We start from the raw sequence: 21566 nt of genomic DNA, 5'->3' as shown, positions 1-21566 counted from the left end.
CCTGGGCAACGCGAGAGGCCCCGGGGAAATCCCGGGGCCTCTCGTACGTATCCCGCGTGCCGCTACGCCTGCGGCAGGCTGTTCAGCTGCGCGGTGATCCGGGCGATGTCCTCCTCGGCCTTGGCCAGGCGCGTACGGATCTTGTCGACCACGTTGTCCGGTGCCTTGGCGAGGAACGCCTCGTTGCCGAGCTTCGCCTGTGCCTGTGCCTTCTCCTTCTCGGCCGCGGCCAGGTCCTTCGCCAGCCGCTTGCGCTCCGCGCCCACGTCGATCGTGCCGGACAGGTCCAGCGCGACCGTGGCCCCCGCGACCGGAAGGGTCGCCGTGGCGCTGAAACCCTCGCCCTCCGGCTGCAGCCGCAGCAGCTGCCGGATCGCGGCCTCGTGCGGCGCCAGCGCCGTGCCGTCGAGGGTGAGCCGCGCCGGGACCTTCTGACCGGGCTGCAGGCCCTGGTCGGAACGGAACCGGCGGACCTCGGTGACGACCCGCTGGACCAGCTCGATCTCCCGCTCGGCCGCCTCGTCGCGGAAGCCGCTGTCGCCGGGCCAGTCGGCGATGACGACGGACTCCTTGCCGGTGAGCGTGGTCCACAGCGTCTCGGTGACGAAGGGGACGACCGGGTGCAGCAGCCGCAGCGTGACATCGAGGACCTCGCCGAGCACGCGGCCGGAGACACGGGCCTGCTCGCCGCCCGCGAAGTACGTGGTCTTGGACAGCTCGACGTACCAGTCGAAGACCTCGTCCCACGCGAAGTGGTAGAGGGCGTCGGACAGTTTGGAGAACTGGTAGTCCTCGTAGTACGCGTCGACCTCGGCCACGGTCGCGTTGAGCCGGGAGAGGATCCACCGGTCGGCGGCCGACAGCTGCTCGGTGGGCGGCAGTTCGCCTTCCACCGTCGCACCGTTCATCAGGGCGAAACGGGTCGCGTTCCAGATCTTGTTGGCGAAGTTGCGGGAGGCCTGGACCCAGTCCTCGCCGATCGGGACGTCCACCCCCGGGTTGGCACCGCGGGCCAGCGTGAACCGCACGGCGTCGGAGCCGTAAGTGTCCATCCAGTCCAGCGGGTTGACCGCGTTGCCGAAGGACTTCGACATCTTCTTGCCGAACTGGTCGCGGACCATGCCGTGCAGGGCGATGGTGTGGAACGGCGGGGTGCCGTCCATCGCGTACAGGCCGAACATCATCATCCGGGCGACCCAGAAGAAGAGGATGTCGTACCCGGTGACCATGACGGAGTTCGGATAGAACTTCTCGAGGCTCTCGGTCTGTTCGGGCCAGCCGAGGGTGGAGAAGGGCCACAGGCCGGAGGAGAACCAGGTGTCCAGGACGTCGGTGTCCTGGGTCCAGCCCTCGCCCGTCGGCGGCTGCTCGTCCGGTCCGACGCAGACGACCTCACCGTTCGGCCCGTACCAGACGGGGATGCGGTGGCCCCACCACAGCTGGCGCGAGATGCACCAGTCGTGCAGGTTGTCGACCCAGCCGAAGTACCGGGACTCCATCTCCTTCGGGTGGATGGTGACCCGGCCGTCGCGGACCGCGTCGCCCGCGGCCTTGGCGAGCGGGCCGACCTTGACCCACCACTGCATGGACAGCCGCGGCTCGATCGTCGTCTTGCAGCGCGAGCAGTGGCCGACGGAGTGGGTGTACGGGCGCTTCTCGGCCACGATCCGGCCCTCTGCGCGCAGCGCACCGACGATCGCGGAACGGGCCTCGAGCCGGTCCAGCCCCTGGAACGGGCCGTGCACGGTGATGACCGCGTGCTCGTCCATGATCGCGAGGTTCGGCAGGCTGTGCCGCTGGCCGATCTCGAAGTCGTTCGGGTCGTGGGCGGGCGTCACCTTGACGGCGCCCGTGCCGAATTCGGGGTCGACGTGCGTGTCGGCCACGACGGGGATCCGGCGGCCGGTGAGCGGCAGCTCGATCTCCGTGCCGACGAGGTGGGCGTAGCGCTCGTCCTCGGGGTGGACCGCGACCGCGGTGTCACCGAGCATCGTCTCGGCGCGGGTCGTGGCGACGACGATGGATGCGTCGCCCTCCCCGTAGCGGATCGAGACCAGCTCGCCCTCGTCGTCCTGGTACTCCACCTCGATGTCCGAAATGGCCGTCAGACAGCGCGGGCACCAGTTGATGATCCGCTCGGCGCGGTAGATCAGCTCGTCGTCGTAGAGCTTCTTGAAGATCGTCTGGACAGCCTGGGAGAGGCCCTCGTCCATGGTGAAGCGCTCGCGGCTCCAGTCCACGCCGTCGCCGAGGCGGCGCATCTGGCCGGAGATCTGCCCGCCGGATTCCGCCTTCCACTGCCAGACGCGCTCGACGAACGCCTCTCGGCCCAGGTCGTGGCGGGACTTGCCTTCCTTCGCCAACTCGCGCTCGACGACGTTCTGGGTGGCGATACCGGCGTGGTCCATGCCGGGCTGCCACAGCGTCTCGTACCCCTGCATCCGCTTGCGGCGGGTGAGGGCGTCGATCAGCGTGTGCTCGAAGGCGTGGCCCAGGTGCAGGGAGCCCGTGACGTTCGGCGGCGGAATGACGATGGTGTACGGCGGCTTCTCACTCTTGGGGTCCGCCGCGAAGTAACCGCGCTCTACCCAGCGCTCGTACAGCTTCCCCTCCACCTCGGCCGGCGCGTACTGGGTCGGCAGTTCGGGGTTACTGGCTGGCTGCTGCTGAGCGTTCTCGGTCACGGGTTCAGTTTAGAGGTGTCACAGGGCCGTACTGAAACTGGAATGTTCGGTAACGGTGTGACCCCTGCCGCCCCACGGCGTTGGTGGTTGGGCGAGGATGTTCGAACGACATAAGTATGTGGAGGGGAACCCAGTAATGAGCTACAACCAGCCGGGCCCGTACGGCGGCCAGCCTCAGCAGCCCGGACCGTACGGTCAGCCGGGTCCCTACGGCCAGCAGCCGCCGCAGGCCCCGCAGCCCGGCTACGGTCAGCAGCCGCCGCAGGCCCCGCAGCCCGGCTACGGCTACCCGCAGCAGGCCCCGCAGCCCGGTTACGGCTACCCGCAGCAGGCTCCGCAGGGCGTTCCGCCGCAGCAGGGCCAGCAGGGCCAGTGGGGCCAGCCCCAGCAGCCGGGCCCGTACGGCCAGCAGCCGTACGGCGGCGGCCAGGTGCCGCCTCCGCCGGCCGCGCCGAAGAAGAAGACGGGCCTGATCGTGGTGGCGTCGGTGGTGGCGATCGCGGTGATCGGCGGCGGCGCGTATCTGCTGCTCGGCGGTGCCGGCGGCAACAGCGATGTCGCCGACAGCACCAAGGGGTACAAGCTCACCCCGGCGGCGTCGGTCGACGACTACAAGAAGGACAAGGACACCCCCAGCTCTCTCTCCGACAAGGAGAAGAAGAAGGCGGAAGCGCTCGGGGTCAAGAACCCGGCGCAGGCCGGCGCGCAGTACAAGTCGGCCGGCGCCAGCTCTCCGCTGGAGGGGAAAATCGTCAACCTCACCGGGCTGTGGGGCGAGATCGCCGACCCGGAGAAGGCGGTCGACGGCTACTTCGCGAGCATCAAGGAGGGCGACGAGAAGGACGGGGACGTCTCGGTCGAACTCGTCGGCAGCCCCACCTCGGTCACGCCTTCCGGTTTCGAGGGCGCTCTGATGAAGTGCCAGAACGCCAAGCTCAAGGCGGTGGGTGACGCGGCCTCCTCGTCGGCCAAGGGCCCGAAGGAGTTCGAGATCCCGATCTGCGTCTGGGCCGACTACAGCACCGTCGCCGCTGTGAACGCCCTCGACGCGGCGCAGATGCTGGGCACCGGTGGCAAGCCCGTCCCGCAGGACCAGGTCGCCGAACTCGCGGCCAAGCTGTACAAGACCTCGCGCACCAAGGTCTGATCTTTCGGCTCAACACGAAGGGGCGCCCGGCCGGTTCAGCCGGCCGGGCGCCCCTTCGGCGTAAGTACCCGACCGCTACGCGGACTTCTCGTGGCGGCCGTCGTTCTTCACGATCCGCGGCACCAGCGTCGGGTTCACGTTGTTGTGCACCACGTCCGACGTGATGACGACCCGGGCCACGTCCTTGCGGGACGGCACCTCGTACATCACCGACATCAGGACCTCTTCCATGATGGCCCGCAGACCACGCGCGCCCGTCTGGCGCAGGATCGCCTGGTCCGCGATGGCCTCGAGTGCCCCGCGCTCGAAGTCCAGCTCCACGCCGTCCAGTTCGAAGAGCCGCTGGTACTGCTTCACCAGCGCGTTCCGCGGCTCCACCAGGATCTGGAGCAGCGCCTCGCGGTCCAGGTTGTGCACCGAGGTCAGTACCGGAAGGCGGCCGATGAACTCCGGGATCATCCCGAACTTCACCAGGTCCTCCGGCATGACCTCCTGGAACTGGTCGCTCGCCTCGATCTCGCGCTTCGAGCGGATCGTCGCGCCGAAGCCGATGCCCTTCGCGCCCGCACGCGACTCGATGATCTTCTCCAGGCCGGCGAAGGCGCCGCCCACGATGAAGAGCACGTTCGTCGTGTCGATCTGGATGAACTCCTGGTGCGGATGCTTCCGGCCGCCCTGCGGCGGGACGGAGGCAGTCGTGCCTTCCAGGATCTTCAGCAGTGCCTGCTGGACGCCTTCGCCCGACACATCCCGGGTGATGGAAGGGTTTTCGCTCTTGCGGGCGACCTTGTCGATCTCATCGATGTAGATGATCCCGGTCTCGGCCTTCTTGACGTCGTAGTCGGCCGCCTGGATCAGCTTCAGCAGGATGTTCTCGACGTCCTCGCCGACATAGCCGGCTTCCGTCAGCGCCGTCGCGTCGGCGATGGCGAACGGGACGTTCAGCATGCGGGCGAGCGTCTGGGCCAGCAGCGTCTTGCCGGAGCCCGTGGGGCCCAGCAGGAGGATGTTGGACTTGGCCAGTTCGATCGCGTCGTCGCGGCTCGCGCCACCGCCGTTCTCGCCGGCCTGAACGCGCTTGTAGTGGTTGTAGACCGCTACCGAGAGGGCCTTCTTCGCGGGCTCCTGCCCGACGACGTACCCCTCGAGGAACTCGTAGATCTCGCGCGGCTTGGGAAGTTCCTCCCACCGCACCTCGGAGGTCTCTGCGAGTTCCTCCTCGATGATCTCGTTGCAGAGATCGATGCACTCGTCGCAGATGTACACACCGGGGCCTGCGATGAGCTTCTTCACCTGCTTCTGGCTCTTTCCGCAGAACGAGCACTTGAGCAGGTCGCCGCCATCACCGATGCGTGCCACGAGGTGCTTCCCCTTCGCCTGGGAGCAGCTTGGTTCAGCCGGCTCCTGGTGCCTCATATCCGACGGTACCTTGCCTGGCCCCCCGTTCGGGCCCCCCTTGGCGCGGTTCACATTCTCGTGCACCGCGCCAAGGGCGCCGGAGCGGTCAGGCGGCCGCTGCGGCCGTGCTCTTACGGGTCGAGACGATCTGGTCGACGAGACCGTACGCAAGCGCGTCCTCGGCGGTCAGGATCTTGTCGCGCTCGATGTCGTCGCGGATCTTCTCGATCGGCGTCGTCGAGTGCTTGGCCAGCATCTCCTCGAGCTGCGTCCGCATCCGCAGGATCTCGTTGGCCGCGATCTCCAGGTCGGAGAGCTGCTCGCGGCCGGTCTGCGAGGACGGCTGGTGGATCAGCACGCGCGCGTTCGGCAGGGCCATCCGCTTGCCGGGGGTACCGGCGGCGAGCAGCACGGCCGCGGCGGATGCCGCCTGGCCCATGCAGACCGTCTGGATGTCCGGCTTGACGAACTGCATCGTGTCGTAGATGGCGGTCAGCGCGGTGAAGGAGCCACCGGGGCTGTTGATGTAGATCGAGATGTCGCGGTCCGGGTCCATCGACTCCAGGCACAGCAGCTGCGCCATGACGTCGTTGGCGGAGGCGTCGTCGATCTGCACGCCGAGGAAGATCACGCGCTCCTCGAAGAGCTTGGCATACGGGTCGTACTCACGCACGCCCTGCGAGGTGCGCTCCACGAAGCGCGGGACGACGTAGCGGTTGTCCACCTGCGGGCCGGTGTAGAGGCCGCTGGCGGAGGCGGCGGAGAAGTTGGTCATGTCGGTGTTCACCATCCTGGTGGCGTTCTGGGGGCTCGGGAGACTGGGGGGCCGGCTGCCTGGCGCGAGGGCTCAGGCGCCGGTGCCGCCGCCACCCGGAACGCCCGATGCGGAGGCCATGATCTCGTCGATGAGGCCGTACTCCTTGGCCTCTTCAGCGGTGTACCAGCGGTCGCGGTCACCGTCGCGGATGATCGTCTCGACGGACTGACCGGAGTGGAGTGCGGTGATCTCCGCCATGCGCTTCTTCGTGCGGAGCAGGTACTCGGCCTGGATCTTGATGTCGGAGGCGGTGCCGCCGAGGCCGGCCGATCCCTGGTGCATGAGGATGTCGGTGTTGGGGAGCGCGAAGCGCTTGCCCGCGGTGCCGCCGGTCAGCAGGAACTGGCCCATCGAGGCCGCCATGCCCATACCGATCGTGACGACGTCGTTCGGGATGTACTGCATGGTGTCGTAGATCGCCATGCCTGCCGTCACCGAGCCGCCGGGGCTGTTGATGTAGAGGTAGATGTCCTTGTCCGGTTCGGCGGCAAGGAGCAGCATCTGCGCCGTGATCTTGTTGGCGATGTCGTCGTCGACCTGCTGGCCGAGGAAGATGATGCGCTCACCGAGCAGCCGGTTGTAGACATGGTCGCCGAGGCCACCACCGATGGACGGCTCACCCGCGGCGTTAGGCATCAGATTCGTCACGTATCCACCTGCTCGTCTCTGACGGCTCCGGCCGTCTCAGCGTCTTCGTACTGGGGGCGGGGACTCCCCTGCCCTCGTATTCATGGACCCTAACGCGCTGGTAGGCGGGCGCCATCCCGCTTCCCGAACTGTTCGCTCGGAGCGCAAGGTACTTGGGGTCCGTGTGTACGACAGCGGGCCCCGGGCGCATGCTGCGTCCGGGGCCCGGCGTAGGGCTCTGAGCGAGGCTCAGGCCTCGGTCTTCTCCGGGGCCGCGTCGCCTTCGTCGTCACCGTCGACGACGGCCTCGACGGTCTCGGCGGCGGTCTCGGTCTCGTCCTCGTCGTCCTCGAGGTCGACGACCTCACCGTTGGTGTCGACGACCTTGGCGGCCTCGACGACCACGGCGAGCGCCTTGCCGCGGGCGACCTCGCCGACGAGCATCGGCACCTGGCCGCCTTCGACGACGGCCTGGGCGAACTGGTCGGGGCTCATGCCGGAGGAGGCAGCACGCCGCATGAGGTGCTCGGTGAGCTCCTCCTGGTTGACGTTCAGCTTCTCCTTGTTGACCAGCTCGTCGAGGATGAACTGGGTCTTGATGCCCTTGACCGCCTGCTCACTGGTCTCTGCATCGAACTCTTCCTCGGTCTTGCCCTGGATCTCCAGGTACTTGGCGAGGTCGATTCCCATCTGACCGAGCTGGTGGTGCTCGAGGTTGTGCTTGCGGGTCTTGACCTCGTCCTCGAGAAGCTTCTCGGGGATCGGCACCTCGGCCAGCTTCAGCAGCTCGTCCAGGACGCGCTCCTGGGCCTGGGTGGCCTGGTCGTACTGCTTCATGTTCTCGAGGCGCTTGCGGCTGTCCGCACGCAGCTCCTCGAGGGTGTCGAACTCGCTGGCCAGCTGCGCGAAGTCGTCGTCGAGCTCGGGGAGCTCGCGGGCGGTGACGGCGGTGACCTTGACGGTGACCTCGGCCTCCTTGCCCTCGGCGCTGCCGCCCTTGAGCTCGGAGGTGAAGGTGGCTTCGCCGTCGGCCTCGAGGCCGGTGACGGCCTCGTCGATGCCGTCGAGCAGTTCGCCGGAGCCGATCGTGTACTGGACTCCGCTGGCGACGCCGTCCTCGAGGACCTCGCCGTCGACCTTGGCCTCGAGGTCGATCGTCACGACGTCACCCTCGGCGGCGGCGCGCTCGACCGGGTTGGTGGAGGCGAAACGGTCGCGCAGCTCCTCGACGGCCTTGTCGACGTCCTCGTCGCTGACCTCGACCGCGTCGACGGTGACCTCGATGCCGGAGTAGTCCGGGATCTCGATGACCGGGCGGATGTCGACCTCGGCGGTGAAGGCCAGCGTCTCGCCGTCCTTCAGCTCCGTGATGTCGACCTCGGGCTGGCCGAGCGGGTTCAGCGAGGCCTCGTTGACCGCCTCGGTGTAGAACTTCGGGAGGGCGTCGTTGACAGCCTCCTCCAGCACCGCACCACGGCCGAACCGCTGGTCGATCACTCGGGCCGGGATCTTGCCCTTACGGAAGCCCTTGACCGTGACCTGCTGGTTGATCTTCTTGTACGCCGCGTCGAGGCTGTCCTTGAGCTCCTCGAAGGGCACCTCGACAGTGAGCCGAACCCGAGTCGGGTTCAGGGTCTCCACGGCGCTCTTCACGGTTCGGTCTCCTTGGTGGATTCTGGGGTTCTGCTGCGTCCGCCGCACTTGAGGCGGCTCAGCGGATCGGCCCGGCTTCTCGTCAGACTCGCCGGCTCTTCGCCGGACTCGTCAGATACACGGGCACGCAGCTTGCATAGTAGCCGCAAGCAGGATGAGCCCCACAATGCGATCTTGAAGAGTGATCTTGAAGGGTCATCGTGTTGATGGTCGGGGTGGCCGGATTCGAACCGACGACCTTCCGCTCCCAAAGCGGACGCGCTACCAAGCTGCGCCACACCCCGTCGGTGCGACACGTAGGGTACATGCCCGCAGGCAGTGCGGCTGCCGCATTTCCCGGCAGGGATTGCGGCACGCAATGGGATGTGCGGCATCGGCCCCGGACCCGCTACGATGCTCTTCGTACCGCGGCCCTCGTGACCTGCGGTGCGATGCTTGCGGGCGTAGCTCAATGGTAGAGCCCTAGTCTTCCAAACTAGCTACGCGGGTTCGATTCCCGTCGCCCGCTCTTGAACGTTCAGGGCCAGGTCGGAGGTTCATCCTCCAGCCTGGCCCTGATGCGTTTCCGGACTTCGATTCGGCCGGTGTGCCCGCTGCGCGCCCGTCCGGCTCGGGATCGTGCTTCCTTGCCTGCTCGACAACAGCGCTCACGACCCGGCCGATCAGCCGCTCCCGTTCGGCGGTTGCGTGCTGGTGGATCCGGGCCCGGCTCGGCGAATACGGCAGGGTGCGTAGCCGGATCGGTCACGATCACGGAAGACATCTCCACGGTGCGCCTGCCCGCCGCGCTCTTGGATTCCTTCACCGGCCGCCTGCCGCTGTGGAGTTCGGCCACGTTCCAGCGCACGCGCGGGGCGCCCGCGTCGAGATCGGGATCGCGGCGGCAACATGACGGGATCTCGGCCCCTGCGCCGCGCAGAGCTCTGAGAGTGGTCGAGTAGCGAGGCGTCCTGGTCGAGAAGTGGCCCCGGAAGCCGGGCATGTGGGACCAGTGCGCCGGCGGCCGTTCCGGGTAGGCCGCGTCCAGGTCCCAACAGGGCTCGATCAGACGCCGGGTGTGGTCCGGCAGCTCGGGACGCCCGTCGGCAAGCTCCGCGGACCTCGCCCAGTCACACCGCATCACCGTCCGTAACAGGTCAGCGAAGGGACTTCCCGCCCGCGACAGTTTCAGCATACGCTGAAATTAGTTCCCGCACGTGCGGAAATTAGGAGTTGATCATGCGCGCGTTCAAGGATGAGTGGATCACGGCGTCCGACGGCATCCGGATCTGCGTCGATGTGTACCTGCCCGACGGGGACGGCCCGTTCCCGGCGTTGTACGCGGTAGTGCCCTACCAGAAGGACCTGCTGTACCTGCCCGCGGTGCCGATGCTCCGGTACATCGAGCCCGGCCCGATCGACCACTGGACCGGCCACGGCTACGCGGTCGTGATCGGCGACCAGCGCGGCACCGGCCGGTCCGAGGGGGAGTTCGAGCCGTTCGGGCCCGCCGAGCAGCGCGACTTCCACGACACCACCGAGTGGATCGCCTCCCGGCCCTGGTCCACCGGGAAGGTGTCGATGACCGGGGAGAGCGCCCGCCCGGGAATCCGGCTCCTGGGACCCGGCCGTTCTCCGCCGCACCCGACTCGGCACCCGCGAGTGAACACCAGCGGCACGCCCAACTCGTTGGCAGGAAAGCTGGTTCGCGGCCTTCTCCTGGTCTCCGCCGGAGTTCTGACGGCCGTGACCGGAGTCATCATCTGGGCCCTCTGCACCGTCGGCGGTGGTCCGGCATTTGTCGCCGCGACCGTCGTCCTCGCGGCGACGTGGGCGATCGTCCACTGGCTCACCACTCTCCGGCGATCACATCGCTCGAAGGCCGAGGTCGTTCAGCGCGGTGCCTCCGCCAGTCCCTGACGGCCCTTGATGCCCGGTCTGCCGTAGACACGGGTGAGATGGATCTCCATGGTCCGCCGCAGGCCGACGAAGAGATGCCGGGCGATTTCCCGGTCGGTCATTCCGCCGCAGCGAGATCGGCGACCCTGCGTTCGGTCGGAGTGAGCGCGTCCACACCATGGAAGGTGCGGGTACGGGGCCAGGTCGCCGAGGGCGCGCAGTTCCCGCGGCGCACCTTCCGCGACCACACCGGCATTGCAGGCATGGGCGGCACTGACCGCCCCCCGGAGGTCCGCACGGCCCTCCGGGATCCTGCCGGCCGGGCAGGGGACAAGCCTGCCCGAGCAGCCGGGAAGCGCACGGCCCCCGCGTCCGACTCGCCCACGCGCCACCGCACCCACCCTGGAGACCGCCATGACCATGGCCTACCTCGCCCAGCCCAGCCAGCAGCAGACCCTTGAATGGCTCGACGGCGGGCTGTTCACGATCCTGCTCGACAGTCAGGCCACCGAAGGACAGCTCACTGTCGGACGCTTCGACATCGCCAAGGGCGAGGCCCCGCCCTTCCACCTCCACACCCGCGAGGACGAGGTGTTCCTCCTCCTCAAGGGCGAGGCACTCGTGTGGGTCGGAGACGAACGCCACGAACTGTCCGAAGGCGGCGTCGTCTACCTGCCCCGCAACATCCCCCATGGCTACCGCATCACGTCCGACCGCGCAGACCTCCTCCTCATCGCCACCCCCGCGGGCATAGAGGAAATGTTCCGGCACGCCGGACACGACGTCACGACCCCCCGTCCCGACGGGTTCGAGATCACCAAGGACAAGCTCGCCGAAGCCGCCGCCCTGCGCGGCAACCGCATCATCGGACCACCTCGCTGACCGTCCGCCCCCACCGCGTCCGCCCCACCCGCCGTCCCGCACCAAAGGTCGTGCGCCCCTCCGGTCCGCTCGAACCGGCCAAGGGCCGCCGCGAGCCGGAAGGCACCCGGGTCGGTGTCGCCACCCACGCTCATAGCGTGCGCCCCTCTGCAGCGCAGCGCATTCCGGAGCCGGCCTCAGGTGGAAGCGGGACGCCGGTCGTGGCGACACTGGAAGCATGAGAGGCCGGACTTCATCGGAAGGTCCACCGCCGCGGACTGCAACCGCGAAACGGGTCGACTACACGGGAGCCGTGTACGGCTCATTGCTTGCCGCCTCGGTGGTGGTCGGCGCCGGATCGCTCGGCTCGTTCCCGCGCTTGGAACTTGTTCTGTTGCTGCTCTGCACCGGTGTGGTGTTTTGGGCCGCGCATGTCTTCGCCCGCCTCTTCGGGGAGAGGATCGCGTACGTGCCAATGAGCGGCCGGGAGATCCGGCGGGTGTGTGTAGCCGAGTGGCCGATCGTCAAGGCAGCGGTCCCACCGGCCGCCGCGGTCGCCGTCAGTCCGCTGCTGGGGCTCGGACCGGAAGGGACCGTGTGGCTGGGCCTCGGCGTCGCGATCGCCGGGCAGGTCGGCTGGGCGGCGATGGCGGCGCTCCGCGCGGGCGCGACCGGCCGTCTGGTACTGGTCGCCGGGGCGGTCAACCTGGCCCTCGGCCTCCTCATCGTGGTCCTCAAAGTCGCCCTGAAGCACTGAGTGCGCCTGCCGAAATTACCCATCGCGGGTGAGGACTGCTTCCCGGCTCGCGCCCGGCATGGAAGGGCTCGGCCGACGGGCCGGATCCGCGCCGGATCGAGCGGTCGAGCACAGTCCGAGCCGGGCCTGAGGCGTTTCACGGACTTCCCTGAGACGTTGTCAGCGCGGGACCAGCCGGCTGCCCAAGTTCAGAAGTTGATCTGGTTGATCGTGTCGGCTATCGAGTCGAGGAATCTATTGATCGACGGCGCCATGCCCGTCGAGGCGAGAAAGAACCCGAACAGCACCGCGACGATGGCGGGTCCGGCCTTGATGGAGCCGCCGCGGATCAGCACCACGAGGATGATCGCCAACAGCAGCACCACAGACAGTGAAATGGCCACAACTGATCACACCCTCGGTCGGTCCGCCTTGCCGGCCTGGGAGCATGCAGCCCAGCACACCCCCGCCATGACCATGTTGCCACCAACAGCCCCATACATGCGTCCCGCTGACGAATCATCGACGACGGGATCACGCCAACTGTGCGCCTGCGCACGCCTCCGGCGAAGGGACGACTCGGCCGGAGGGGTGAAATACGGGACGGAATTCGGCCTGATCGTTTCCATGCCCGCACATGTCGGTCACAGGAAATTCAGAGGCAGGTGGTGAGGAAATTCACTTCATCGCAAGACCGTGCCGATATGCCCTGTTTAACGGGGATTAATTGGGGCATACGGCGCGGTTGGCGCCTGTATCAGATACGAATGGGAGACAGTCGCAGAGGGTTTTACTAAATCGAATAGACGGCGCTAGGGTGCCTCAGATGTTCCACGCTCCGCATGGATATCAGAGGGCCCCGCTCCCCACGGGCCGGGAGTCGGAGCCCGCCCCTACGACGCAACAGGCCCGCACACAGGTTCCTGACGCGCCTGCCGAGAAGGCCGCCGAGAAGTCCACCAGGCGAGACGCATACTTCGACAACGCGAAGTATCTGGCCATCGTGCTCGTGGCAATGGCGCACGCATGGGAGCCGGTGATGGACGGCAGCCGCGCCTCCCGGGCGCTGTACCTGCTCGTCTACACCTTCCACATGCCGGCCTTCATCCTGATCTCCGGCTACTTCTCCAGAAGTTACATCGGCCGGCCCGACCAGGTCAGACGCCTGCTGACCGGGATCGCCGTGCCGTACGTCGTCTTCGAAGTGGTGTACTCCCTCTTCAGACGGTGGGCTCAGCACGCCCCCGACCAGCCGATCAGTCTGCTCGACCCCTTCTATCTGACCTGGTTCCTGGCCGCTCTGTTCATCTGGCGGCTGACCACGCCGCTCTGGCGGGTGATCCGGTGGCCGCTGCCGGTGGCGCTCGCGATCGCCTCGCTCGCCACGATGACGCCGAACATCGGAGCCGACCTCAACCTCCAGCGCGTGCTGCAGTTCCTGCCGTTCTTCGTGCTGGGGCTGTGTCTGAAGCCCGAGCACTTCCAGCTGGTGCGGCGGCGGGAGGTGCGGCTGCTCGCGCTGCCGCTGTTCGCGGGCGCGGGCATCTTCGCGTACTGGGCATCTCCCCGGATGAACTTCACCTGGCTCTACCGCTCCAGCAGCGCCCAGGAACTGGGTGTGCCCTGGTGGACGGGGATCGTGATGACTCTCGCGTTCTTCGGGTGCGCGGTGCTGCTGACGGCCGGGTTCCTGGCCTGGGTGCCGCGCCGCAGCACCTGGTTCACGGTGCTGGGGGCCGGCACCATCTGCGGCTATCTGCTGCACGGGCTGCTGATCAAGGCCGCGGACTACGGGCATGTCTTCGAGACGTACACCTGGCTGAGCGACCCGGGCGGCGAGATCCTGCTTACGTTCATCGCTGCGACCGTGGTGACGCTGCTGTGCACACCGCCGGTGCGGCGTGCGGTGCGGTGGGTCACCGAGCCGGAGATGGCGTGGGCGTTCCGGCGGGACGCGGCGAAGCTCGGACCGCAACGCTGAGTCGGCCTGTTCTGCTGGGCCTGTCCTGATTTCGGGCTGTCTTCACCGGGACAGGCCCAGCATACCGCGCACCTTCGCGTACTTCGCGGTGAGCCGGGTCCGCGTCGCCTCGTCGAGGACCGCGAGCCGCGCCGGGTCGGCATTGTGCGCCAGATCGGCCTCCTTGACCAGGAGGGCGCCGGGAGTGGCCAGAATGCGCCTCGTGTAGTCCTCCACTTCCTCACCCTTGCGCTTGGTGAGTGCGAGGACCATGTCCTTGACCGACTGCGGCAGCGCGGCGGCCTCCAGCCACTCCCGGGACAGCGCGTCGTCCTCGACGGAGTCGTGCAGCCAGCCGGCCGCGATCTGCTCGTCACTCCCGCCCCGGGCACGAACGCCTTCCGCGACGGCGGCGAGATGCTCCGTGTACGGGCGTCCCGCCTTGTCCGTCTGGGCGGCGTGAGCCTCGCGGGCGATCGCCTCGACCTCGGACAGCGTGAGATACGGCATGGCGACGACTGTACGGGTGCCTGTCGCGGGGCCGCCCAGACCCTGGCGGGGCCGTCGGGGACGTACCTGGCGCCCTCAATCGCCGGACGGGCATGAATTCCCCGCGCATGGGGAGATCGAGGACGAATCGCCTACCGGTCGGGCCCGGTCACCGTCCGGCTCCTTCGACTCACACTCGAACCACACCGTCTTGCCGCCCCGCGCGAGCGGTACAACGCCCCACCGATCGGCTACCGCCTCGACCAGCAGCAGCCCCCGCCCGCCCTCGGCGAGCCCGTCCGGGTCGCCGCCGGAGGCAGACGCCCGTGGAAGCCCCGGCGCTCCATCGGTGACCTCGATCCGTACGCCGGAGGCCTGGCGCAGGACCAGCAGCGCGCACCGCCTGTCCGGCACATGCCGCACCACATTCGCGAGCAGCTCGGTGACGGCCAGCCCGACCGCGTCGCCCAGCTCCTCCAGCCGCCAGAGGTGGAGGTACGAGCGGACGATCCGACGGAGATGACGCGCGGAATGCTCACCCACGGTGAAGTTCATTCGGTACGTCGCGGATGGCGCGGCATCGATCTGGTGCACGATAACTCCCGGTGGGGCAGGACAAGTTGGTTTGTTCTGCCACCAAGCCTGCGGTCGCCCGGTTACGCTCGGCTACGACCTGTGAGCAACCCTGCGTACCGTTGGGGGAAGTCGTGACGCATATCCGAGACCTCGACCCGAGCGCGTCCCCGCTCGACTACTACGGCGCGGAACTGCGGCGGCTACGGGAGGCGGCCGACCTCAACCAGAAGCAGCTGGGATCGATCATCTACTGCACCGGCTCGCTGGTCGGCCAGATCGAGACCGCGCGCAAGGTCCCGACCAGGGAGTTCTCGGAGCGCGTGGACGCGGCGCTGGGGACGGAGGGGGCGATGTCGCGGCTGGTGGGGCTGGTGCTGAGGAGCCAACTGCCGTCGTGGTTTCGCCAGTACGCCGAGCTTGAGGCCCGCGCCACATACCTCTCCACCTACCAGGCGCAGTTGGTCTACGGCCTCTTGCAGACGCAGGCTTACGCGCGGGCAGTACTTGGCGTACGGACCGAGGAGAACCTCGACGCACGGGTGGCGGCCCGTATCGAGCGCCAGCGGATCCTGGAGCGGGACAATCCGCCGCTGATGTGGGTGGTGCTGAGCGAGGCCGTACTGCACCAAGAGATCGGCGGACCGGAGGTCATGCGCGACCAACTTGCCCGGCTGTTGGAGCTGCGCAGGCGGGAGTGGGTGAAGGTGCAGATCCTGCCCTTCGCGGCGGGGCAGCATGCCGGGCTGATGGGTGCGTTCACTGTCCTGCGGTTCGAGGGCGACCCGGACCTCGTCTACACCGAGGACTTCATCCAGGGCCATATGACCGCCAACCCGCAAGCCGTCAGGGAGGGTTCACTCCGTTACGATCATTTGCAGGCCGCCGCGCTCTCCGTGGATGATTCGGCGGCACTGATCGCCCGCGTAATGGAGGAGCGTTATGGAGACCAACCAGAAGCTGACGGGCGTGCTGTGGCGTAAGTCGAGCTACAGCGGCGACACCGGAGGCGAGTGCGTGGAGTGCACCACCCTCGGCGACACCGCCTGGCGCAAGTCCTCGTACAGCTCCGACACCGGCGGCGATTGCGTCGAGGTCGCCGCCTGCACCGCCGCCGTGGCCGTGCGCGACTCTAAGAACCCCGACGGCCCCGCCTTCGCCGTCCCGGCCGCCGCCTTCGCGGCCTTCGTCGCGGCCGCCGCCGACGGCGGGTTCAACAGCTAAGCAGCGCCCGCCAGTTCGAGAAGCACCCGGTCACTCCCCCGGCCTGCGATCACGGCCAGCCCCACCGGCAGTCCGTCCACCGACATCCGGGGAAGCACCAGACACGGCAGCCCCGCGCCGCTCGCCAGGCAGGTGAGGCGAAACGTGGCCTGCCGGGTGGCGGCCTTCCGTTCGGGGTCCTCGTCGATCAGGGGCGCGGGGCCGCCCGCCGCGGGGAGCAGCAGCACCGCGTCCTCGGGAAGGGCTGCCCGCAGGTCGCGCGCGGTGCGGTGGACCACCGCCTCCGCCGCGGCCCGCTCCCCGGGAGTCACCGCGGCCGCGCGGGCGAACCGGGCCTCGACGCCTGGACCCAGCGCCCCTGGGTGCGCGCTCACCCACGCCCCGTCGCACTCCCATACCTCCGCGCCCTGCGCCGTGGCGAAGGCCGCCGCCCTCTCCCCCGGATCGCCTCCGAGGGACGGGACTTCCCCGACCCGCAGGCCCAGCCGTTCGGCCAGGTCCGCCGCTGCCGGGCCGAAGGCCTCGCGTACCCCCTCGTCGGCGAGCGCGACGAGGTCCGCCGCGACCAGAGCCGTACGGAACGGGTGTTGACGTCCTTCGCCCCCGGCAGGCAGGAGTACCTCACCCAACCGCGCCAGCGTGCCCGCGTCGCGTGCGAGCCAGGCGACGGTGTCGAAGGAGGGAGCCAGCGGCAGCATCCCGGCGGTGGGGACCAGGCCGTGGGTGGGCCGCAGGCCGTACAGCCCGCAGTACGACGAGGGGACCCGGATCGATCCGGCGGTGTCGCTGCCAAGACCGGCGTCGGCCTCGCCGAGGGCGACCGCGGCGGCCGGGCCGCTGGAGGAGCCACCGGGGACGCGGCCGGGTGCCGCCGGATTGGGCGGGGTGCCGTAGTGCGCGTTCGTCCCGTTGAGGCTGTAGGCGAATTCGTCGGTCTGCGCGATGCCGGTGATGTCGGCGCCGGCGTGCAGCAGGGCGTCCACTGCCCAGGAGTGCGAGGGCTGTGGTTCCGCCTCTGCGAGCCAAGCCGGATTTCCGGCGCCCAGCCGGTGGCCGGCGACGGCGTGGACGTCCTTGACCGCGAGCCGTACGCCCTGCAGCGGACCGCGGTCTGCACCGCTGACCAGGGGGGTGCCGTGCTCGCGCCAGACCGCGGTGTCTGTCGTGGCCATCTGTGCTCCTCGGGACGCGGCCGTGGCGCCCAGCATCTCCCGGACCTGCCCATCGCGGACGGCGGCACAGCCTACGGCCGTGTCCTCAAACGCCGGACAGGCTGGAGGCCACACCCCAGGACCCAGCCCTGCCGCCCGGGCATCCCGGACCTGTCCGTCGCAGACGGCAGCACAGCCCACGGCCGTGTCCCCTAATCACCGGACAGGCTGGAAGGCCACACCCCAGGACCCGGCCCTCACGACCGGGCATCCCGGGTCGCCGGACGGGCTGGAGAAAACAGCCCGTCCGGCGATTGAGGACAAAACACTTACGCCTCGCGGCACAGAAGCAGCAGCGCCCGGTCGTCGTTGACGTCCTTGGCGACCGCCTCGATCAGATGCCAGGCCGCGCCCTCGAAGCCGGAGGACACATACCGGTCGGCCTCACCGGTGAGGCGGTCGATGCCCTCGCTGATGTCGCGTCCTGACGCCTCCACCAGGCCGTCGGTGAAGAGCATCAGTACGTCGCCGGGGCGCAGGGAGCCCTTGACCGGGTCGAACTGCGCACCGTCGTAGACACCGAGCAGCGGGCCATCGGTGTCCTTCTCCTCCCAGCGGCCGCTGCCCGCGTGCAGCTGGAGCGCGGGGAGATGTCCCGCCGACAGCAGCTCGTAGTCGCCGGAGTCCAGGTCCAGGACGAGATGGATGGAGGTCGCGAAGCCCTCGTCCCAGTCCTGGCGGAGCAGATAGCCGTTGGCCGCGGGCAGGAAGCCGTGCGGCGGCAACGAGCCGAGCAGGCCGCCGAACGCACCGGACAGGAGCAGCGCGCGCGAGCCGGCGTCCATGCCCTTGCCCGAGACGTCGGTGAGGACGACCTCCAGGGTGCGGCCGCCGTTCGTACGGGCCGCGACCACGAAGTCGCCGGAGAAGGACTGGCCGCCCGCCGGGCGCAGCGCCATCTCGCGGTGCCAGCCCTTCGGCAGCTGCGGCAGCGCGCTCTGCACCCGGATGCGTTCGCGCAGGTCGAAGAGCATGGTGCCGCCGCGCCGCCAGGGCACGCCGACTCTCGCCCGGAACTGCGCGATCAACAGGCCGAAGAAACCACAGGCCGCGACTGTCAGGACGGTGCCCGGTGTCACTCTCGCCGGGCCTTCGGCGTACGGGCCGAGCACGACCGCTTCGATGATCAGGGCCGCTGCCGCCGCGGCGTACAGACCGAGCAGGCTCGCCGGGCGGAGGAGGAGGCCGCCGGCCACGATCGGCAGCACCAGCGCCGCCGGGGAGACCCAGACGGGCATCACTATCGTGCCCCAGGTGAACGCCGGGATGGTCAGCAGCAGCCCGGCCAGCGCGATCCAGTCGGAGCCGTCGCCGCGGAAGTAGTCGACTCCGGATTTGCGCAGCGCGATACGTGCCCGGTGCACCGCTTGCCGCAACCGGGCCGTGTACGAGTCTGCTGCAGAGGCACGGGCCATTGCCGTGGACCCTATCCACCCAGTCGCCTCCCGTGCAGGGGGACCCCTATGACAATGCGTTCGAAATCGGGTCGCCCAGACGACGTAGCCCTGATAGGCATGGCATATGACGACAGAGCTGCGGGTGCTGCGTCCGTCCGAATGGGATGACTGGTACGGGAAGTTGATGCTCGCCTTCGGCGGAGCCGGGGAGGCTCCGGAGGAACGCGATCTGTGGGATTCGCTCACCGAGCACGAGCGCTCGATCGGGGCCTGGGACGGCGACTACTGCGTGGGGACGGCCGGAGCGTTCTCGTTCGGGGTCTCGGTCCCGGGCGGCGCGATGGTGCCGGCCGCGGGCGTGACGATGGTGAGCGTGGCGGCGACGCACCGGCGGCGAGGTGTGCTCACCTCGATGATGCGCCGCCAGCTCGACGACGTACGCGGCTGGGGCGAGCCGCTCGCCGTGCTGACGGCCTCCGAGCCGGAGATCTACGGACGGTTCGGCTACGGGATCGCGACCCAGCAGATGTCCGCGCAGATCGACACGGTCCAGGCGCGGATCAACGTTCCGGAGGGCGCCGACGCGGTTCGGCTGCGGTTCGCGAAGGTCGAGGATGTAGCGCAGGAGTGCGAGGCGGTGTACGTCCGCAGCATCGGTTCACGGCCGGGCATGCTCGCCCGCAAGCCGGGCTGGGAGCGACTGCCGCTGCTCGACCCGCCCGGCGATCGTGACGGCGGCTCGGCGATGCAGTGCGTCGTCGCCGAGCGGGAAGGGGAGATTGTCGGCTTCGTCCGCTTCCACAACAAGGCGGAGTGGGAGCCGCGCGGCCCGAAGGGCACCATTGTGCTGCGGCACATCGAGGCGCTCGACCCCGTGACGTACGCCGAGTTGTGGCGCTTCCTCTTCGGCATCGACCTGACCGTGCAGGTGGTGGCGCGCAACCGGCCCGTGGACGATCCGCTGCTGCACCTGGTCAACGATGTGCGTCGGTGCGAAGTCAGGGTGCGGGACGGGCTGTTCGTACGGCTGGTGGATCTGGGGGCCGCGCTGGAGGCGCGGACGTACCAGACGCCGCTGGATGTGGTCTTCGATGTCGAGGACGCCTTCTGTCCGTGGAACACGGGGCGCTGGCGGCTGACCGGCGACCGCAAGGGCGCGTCGTGCAAGCGGACGGACGACGAGGCGGATCTTGCACTGACCGTAAGGGAGTTGGGGGCGGCGTATCTGGGCGGGGTCTCGCTGACGGCGCTGGCGGGGGCGGGGCGGGTGCGGGAGCTGCGGCAGGGGGCGCTGACCGAGGCGTCGACCGCGTTCGGCAACGACCTGGCGCCCTGGTTGCCGCACGGCTTCTAGTTCCCGGACCGGGGCTCCGCCCGGGCCGCCGCGCCTCAAGTCTCCCCCAGACTTCGTCCCCGGGGGACCCCCACGGGGCTCAATGCGGCTGGCAGGCCTCGCACCAGAAGAGATTGCGTGCGGCGAGAGAGGCGGTACGGATCGCGCCGCCGCAGACATGGCAGGGCAGCTGTGCCCGGCGGTAGACGTAGACCTCGCCGCCGTGGTCGTCGACGCGGGGCGGGCGGCCCATCGCCTCCGGGGTGTGCTCGGGGCGGACGGTGTCGATGCGGTTGTTCCGGACACCTTCGCCCATCAGCTCGACGAGGTCCGTCCAGATCGCGGTCCACTCGGCTCGGCGGAGGTCCCGGCCGGCCCGGTAGGGGCCGATGCCGTGCCGGAAGAGCACTTCGGCGCGGTACACATTGCCGACGCCCGCGATGACCTTCTGGTCCATGAGCAGCGCGGCGACGCTGGTGCGGGAGCGGGAGATACGGGCCCAGGACCGGTCCGGATCCGCGTCGGGGCGCAGCGGGTCGGGGCCGAGGCGGTCGTGTATCGCCTGCTTCTCGCCGTCGGTGATGAGTGCGCAGGTGGTGGGACCGCGCAGATCGACGTACGCGGTGGGGCCTGCCAGGCGCAGCCTGACCGTGTCGGTGGGCGGCGGCGCGGGGGCGTCGCCGAAGTTGACCTTGCCGAACAGCCCGAGGTGGACATGGACCGAGCCGAGCGGGCCGAAGCCGAGGAAGAGGTGCTTGCCGTGCGCCTCGGTGGTCTCCAGGACCTGCCCGTCGACCAGCGCCGCGCTGCCGGAGAACTTGCCCTGCGGGCTGGACGCGCGCACAGACCGGCCGCCGAACCTCTCGAAGTGGTCGGCGGCCAGTCGGTGGATCGTGTGCCCCTCGGGCATCAGCCCTGCTGCGGGTGGTGTGCCGGGATCGGGGGGAGCACCCGGGTGTTCTCGTACTCCGAGAGCATGTCGATACGGCGGGTGTGACGCTCCTCACCGGAGTACGGCGTGGTGAGGAAGATCTCGACGAACTTGGTCGACTCCTCCACCGTGTGCATCCGGCCGCCGATGGCGATGACGTTCGCGTTGTTGTGCTCGCGTCCGAGGGCGGCGGTCTGCTCGCTCCAGGCGAGGGCCGCGCGCACCCCCTTCACCTTGTTCGCGGCGATCTGCTCGCCGTTGCCGGAGCCGCCGATCACGATGCCGAGGCTGTCCGGGTCCGCGGCCGTCTTCTCGGCGGCACGCAGGCAGAACGGCGGGTAGTCGTCCTGGGCGTCATAGATGTGGGGACCGCAGTCGACGGGCTCGTAGCCATGGGCCGTGAGCCACTCGACGAGGTGGTTCTTGAGTTCGAAGCCGGCATGGTCGGAGCCGAGGTACACGCGCATGTTCCGAGTGTGGCACGCGCGCGACCGGGTAGCGGTCAGCGGGGTCAGGACTCACCGGACCCCGAGCCCCTGCCGAGGGAGCCTCACCTAACGATCCGGATTCGGGTCTTCCGTACCGGGGAGTCACACGTTTGAATGCGGGGGCTCGTGACCCGAGTGCTCTCGATCAAAGGAATTCGT

General features: G+C 68.8%; 22 protein-coding genes, 2 tRNA genes and 1 pseudogene. 9 read left to right on the top strand and 16 right to left on the bottom strand.

Annotation, left to right across the window (positions count from 1 at the left end):
• Positions 1–62: 62 nt before the first annotated feature.
• On the bottom strand, positions 63–2684 hold the full coding sequence (locus ACWDZ6_RS00925; protein WP_451501146.1) for a valine--tRNA ligase: 2622 nt from the start codon (positions 2682–2684) through the stop codon (positions 63–65).
• Between the two features lie 136 nt (positions 2685–2820).
• On the opposite strand from ACWDZ6_RS00925, the gene ACWDZ6_RS00920 reads away from it, so the two are divergent.
• Positions 2821–3831, top strand: a complete 1011-nt coding sequence (locus ACWDZ6_RS00920; RefSeq protein WP_451501145.1) for a hypothetical protein — start codon at positions 2821–2823, stop codon at positions 3829–3831.
• Between the two features lie 75 nt (positions 3832–3906).
• On the opposite strand, the gene clpX is transcribed toward ACWDZ6_RS00920, so the two are convergent.
• The 5 genes from clpX to ACWDZ6_RS00895 form a co-directional block, all read right to left on the bottom strand.
• Positions 3907–5190, bottom strand: a complete 1284-nt coding sequence (gene clpX / locus ACWDZ6_RS00915) for an ATP-dependent Clp protease ATP-binding subunit ClpX (RefSeq protein WP_451501144.1) — start codon at positions 5188–5190, stop codon at positions 3907–3909.
• A gap of 145 nt (positions 5191–5335) precedes the next feature.
• A complete protein-coding gene (locus ACWDZ6_RS00910; protein WP_326649911.1) occupies positions 5336–6019 on the bottom strand; it encodes an ATP-dependent Clp protease proteolytic subunit in 684 nt (227 codons plus the stop codon).
• Positions 6020–6076: 57 nt separating this feature from the next.
• Positions 6077–6682, bottom strand: coding sequence for an ATP-dependent Clp protease proteolytic subunit (locus ACWDZ6_RS00905; protein WP_351445495.1), 606 nt, complete (start codon positions 6680–6682; stop codon positions 6077–6079).
• Positions 6683–6922: 240 nt separating this feature from the next.
• On the bottom strand, positions 6923–8326 hold the full coding sequence (gene tig / locus ACWDZ6_RS00900; RefSeq protein WP_451501143.1) for a trigger factor: 1404 nt from the start codon (positions 8324–8326) through the stop codon (positions 6923–6925).
• A gap of 207 nt (positions 8327–8533) precedes the next feature.
• Positions 8534–8610: transfer RNA gene (locus ACWDZ6_RS00895), tRNA-Pro, on the bottom strand.
• A 153-nt stretch (positions 8611–8763) separates the two neighbouring features.
• On the opposite strand from ACWDZ6_RS00895, the gene ACWDZ6_RS00890 reads away from it, so the two are divergent.
• A tRNA-Gly gene (locus tag ACWDZ6_RS00890) sits at positions 8764–8834 on the top strand.
• 390 nt (positions 8835–9224) lie between these two features.
• Here the strand turns inward: ACWDZ6_RS00890 and ACWDZ6_RS00885 are convergent.
• Positions 9225–9404 (bottom strand): annotated as a pseudogene (locus tag ACWDZ6_RS00885) (replication initiator); the annotation flags it as partial.
• Positions 9405–9544: 140 nt separating this feature from the next.
• Between ACWDZ6_RS00885 and ACWDZ6_RS00880 the strand changes: the two are divergent.
• Positions 9545–10225 (top strand): CocE/NonD family hydrolase, encoded by a 681-nt coding sequence (locus tag ACWDZ6_RS00880; RefSeq protein WP_451501142.1) that lies wholly within the window; start codon positions 9545–9547, stop codon positions 10223–10225.
• Here ACWDZ6_RS00880 and ACWDZ6_RS00875 read toward each other — a convergent pair.
• Both ACWDZ6_RS00875 and ACWDZ6_RS00870 read right to left on the bottom strand, forming a co-directional pair.
• Complete coding sequence (locus ACWDZ6_RS00875) at positions 10198–10326, bottom strand: hypothetical protein (protein ID WP_451501141.1); 129 nt, start codon at positions 10324–10326, stop codon at positions 10198–10200. The two genes, ACWDZ6_RS00880 and ACWDZ6_RS00875, sit on opposite strands and share 28 nt — an antisense overlap.
• Complete coding sequence (locus ACWDZ6_RS00870) at positions 10323–10469, bottom strand: hypothetical protein (RefSeq protein ID WP_451501140.1); 147 nt, start codon at positions 10467–10469, stop codon at positions 10323–10325. The genes ACWDZ6_RS00875 and ACWDZ6_RS00870 overlap by 4 nt, the downstream gene beginning before the upstream one ends.
• 149 nt (positions 10470–10618) lie before the next feature.
• Here ACWDZ6_RS00870 and ACWDZ6_RS00865 point away from each other — a divergent pair, with 149 nt between their 5' ends.
• Complete coding sequence (locus ACWDZ6_RS00865) at positions 10619–11086, top strand: cupin domain-containing protein (protein ID WP_451501139.1); 468 nt, start codon at positions 10619–10621, stop codon at positions 11084–11086.
• 217 nt (positions 11087–11303) lie between these two features.
• Complete coding sequence (locus ACWDZ6_RS00860) at positions 11304–11822, top strand: hypothetical protein (protein ID WP_451501138.1); 519 nt, start codon at positions 11304–11306, stop codon at positions 11820–11822.
• Positions 11823–12010: 188 nt separating this feature from the next.
• Here the strand turns inward: ACWDZ6_RS00860 and ACWDZ6_RS00855 are convergent, their stop codons facing one another.
• Entirely contained in the window at positions 12011–12205 is a 195-nt protein-coding gene (locus ACWDZ6_RS00855) for a hypothetical protein (RefSeq protein ID WP_215097656.1), read from the bottom strand.
• A gap of 422 nt (positions 12206–12627) precedes the next feature.
• Between ACWDZ6_RS00855 and ACWDZ6_RS00850 the strand changes: the two genes are divergently transcribed.
• Positions 12628–13782, top strand: a complete 1155-nt coding sequence (locus ACWDZ6_RS00850) for an acyltransferase family protein (protein WP_451501137.1) — start codon at positions 12628–12630, stop codon at positions 13780–13782.
• Positions 13783–13824: 42 nt separating this feature from the next.
• Here the strand turns inward: ACWDZ6_RS00850 and ACWDZ6_RS00845 are convergent, their stop codons facing one another.
• On the bottom strand, positions 13825–14271 hold the full coding sequence (locus ACWDZ6_RS00845; protein ID WP_451501136.1) for an HD domain-containing protein: 447 nt from the start codon (positions 14269–14271) through the stop codon (positions 13825–13827).
• A gap of 75 nt (positions 14272–14346) precedes the next feature.
• Positions 14347–14844, bottom strand: coding sequence for an ATP-binding protein (locus tag ACWDZ6_RS00840; RefSeq protein ID WP_366732908.1), 498 nt, complete (start codon positions 14842–14844; stop codon positions 14347–14349).
• 113 nt (positions 14845–14957) lie between these two features.
• Here ACWDZ6_RS00840 and ACWDZ6_RS00835 point away from each other — a divergent pair, with 113 nt between their 5' ends.
• Positions 14958–15806, top strand: a complete 849-nt coding sequence (locus tag ACWDZ6_RS00835; RefSeq protein WP_451501135.1) for a helix-turn-helix domain-containing protein — start codon at positions 14958–14960, stop codon at positions 15804–15806.
• Complete coding sequence (locus tag ACWDZ6_RS00830) at positions 15766–16047, top strand: DUF397 domain-containing protein (RefSeq protein WP_451501134.1); 282 nt, start codon at positions 15766–15768, stop codon at positions 16045–16047. Before ACWDZ6_RS00835 ends, ACWDZ6_RS00830 begins: the two co-directional genes overlap by 41 nt.
• Here ACWDZ6_RS00830 and ACWDZ6_RS00825 read toward each other — a convergent pair.
• Together ACWDZ6_RS00825 and ACWDZ6_RS00820 are read right to left on the bottom strand one after the other, a co-directional pair.
• Positions 16044–17219: an amidase gene (locus tag ACWDZ6_RS00825; protein WP_451501133.1), complete on the bottom strand. Its 1176-nt coding sequence runs from the start codon at positions 17217–17219 to the stop codon at positions 16044–16046. The genes ACWDZ6_RS00830 and ACWDZ6_RS00825 overlap by 4 nt on opposite strands.
• Positions 17220–17527: 308 nt before the next feature.
• Positions 17528–18673, bottom strand: a complete 1146-nt coding sequence (locus ACWDZ6_RS00820) for a PP2C family protein-serine/threonine phosphatase (protein ID WP_451501132.1) — start codon at positions 18671–18673, stop codon at positions 17528–17530.
• A 106-nt stretch (positions 18674–18779) separates the two neighbouring features.
• On the opposite strand from ACWDZ6_RS00820, the gene ACWDZ6_RS00815 reads away from it, so the two are divergent.
• Positions 18780–20009, top strand: coding sequence for a GNAT family N-acetyltransferase (locus tag ACWDZ6_RS00815; protein WP_451501131.1), 1230 nt, complete (start codon positions 18780–18782; stop codon positions 20007–20009).
• A 79-nt stretch (positions 20010–20088) separates the two neighbouring features.
• On the opposite strand, the gene ACWDZ6_RS00810 is transcribed toward ACWDZ6_RS00815, so the two are convergent.
• Entirely contained in the window at positions 20089–20898 is an 810-nt protein-coding gene (locus ACWDZ6_RS00810; RefSeq protein ID WP_451501130.1) for an Fpg/Nei family DNA glycosylase, read from the bottom strand.
• The gene (locus tag ACWDZ6_RS00805; RefSeq protein ID WP_351445424.1) at positions 20898–21386 is read right to left on the bottom strand and encodes a ribose-5-phosphate isomerase; all 489 of its coding nucleotides are present in this window, start codon (positions 21384–21386) and stop codon (positions 20898–20900) included. The genes ACWDZ6_RS00810 and ACWDZ6_RS00805 overlap by 1 nt, the downstream gene beginning before the upstream one ends.
• Positions 21387–21566 lie beyond the last annotated feature (180 nt).

The organism is Streptomyces sp. NPDC002926 (assembly GCF_053591755.1).
This window is presented reverse-complemented; position numbering and strand designations above follow the sequence as displayed.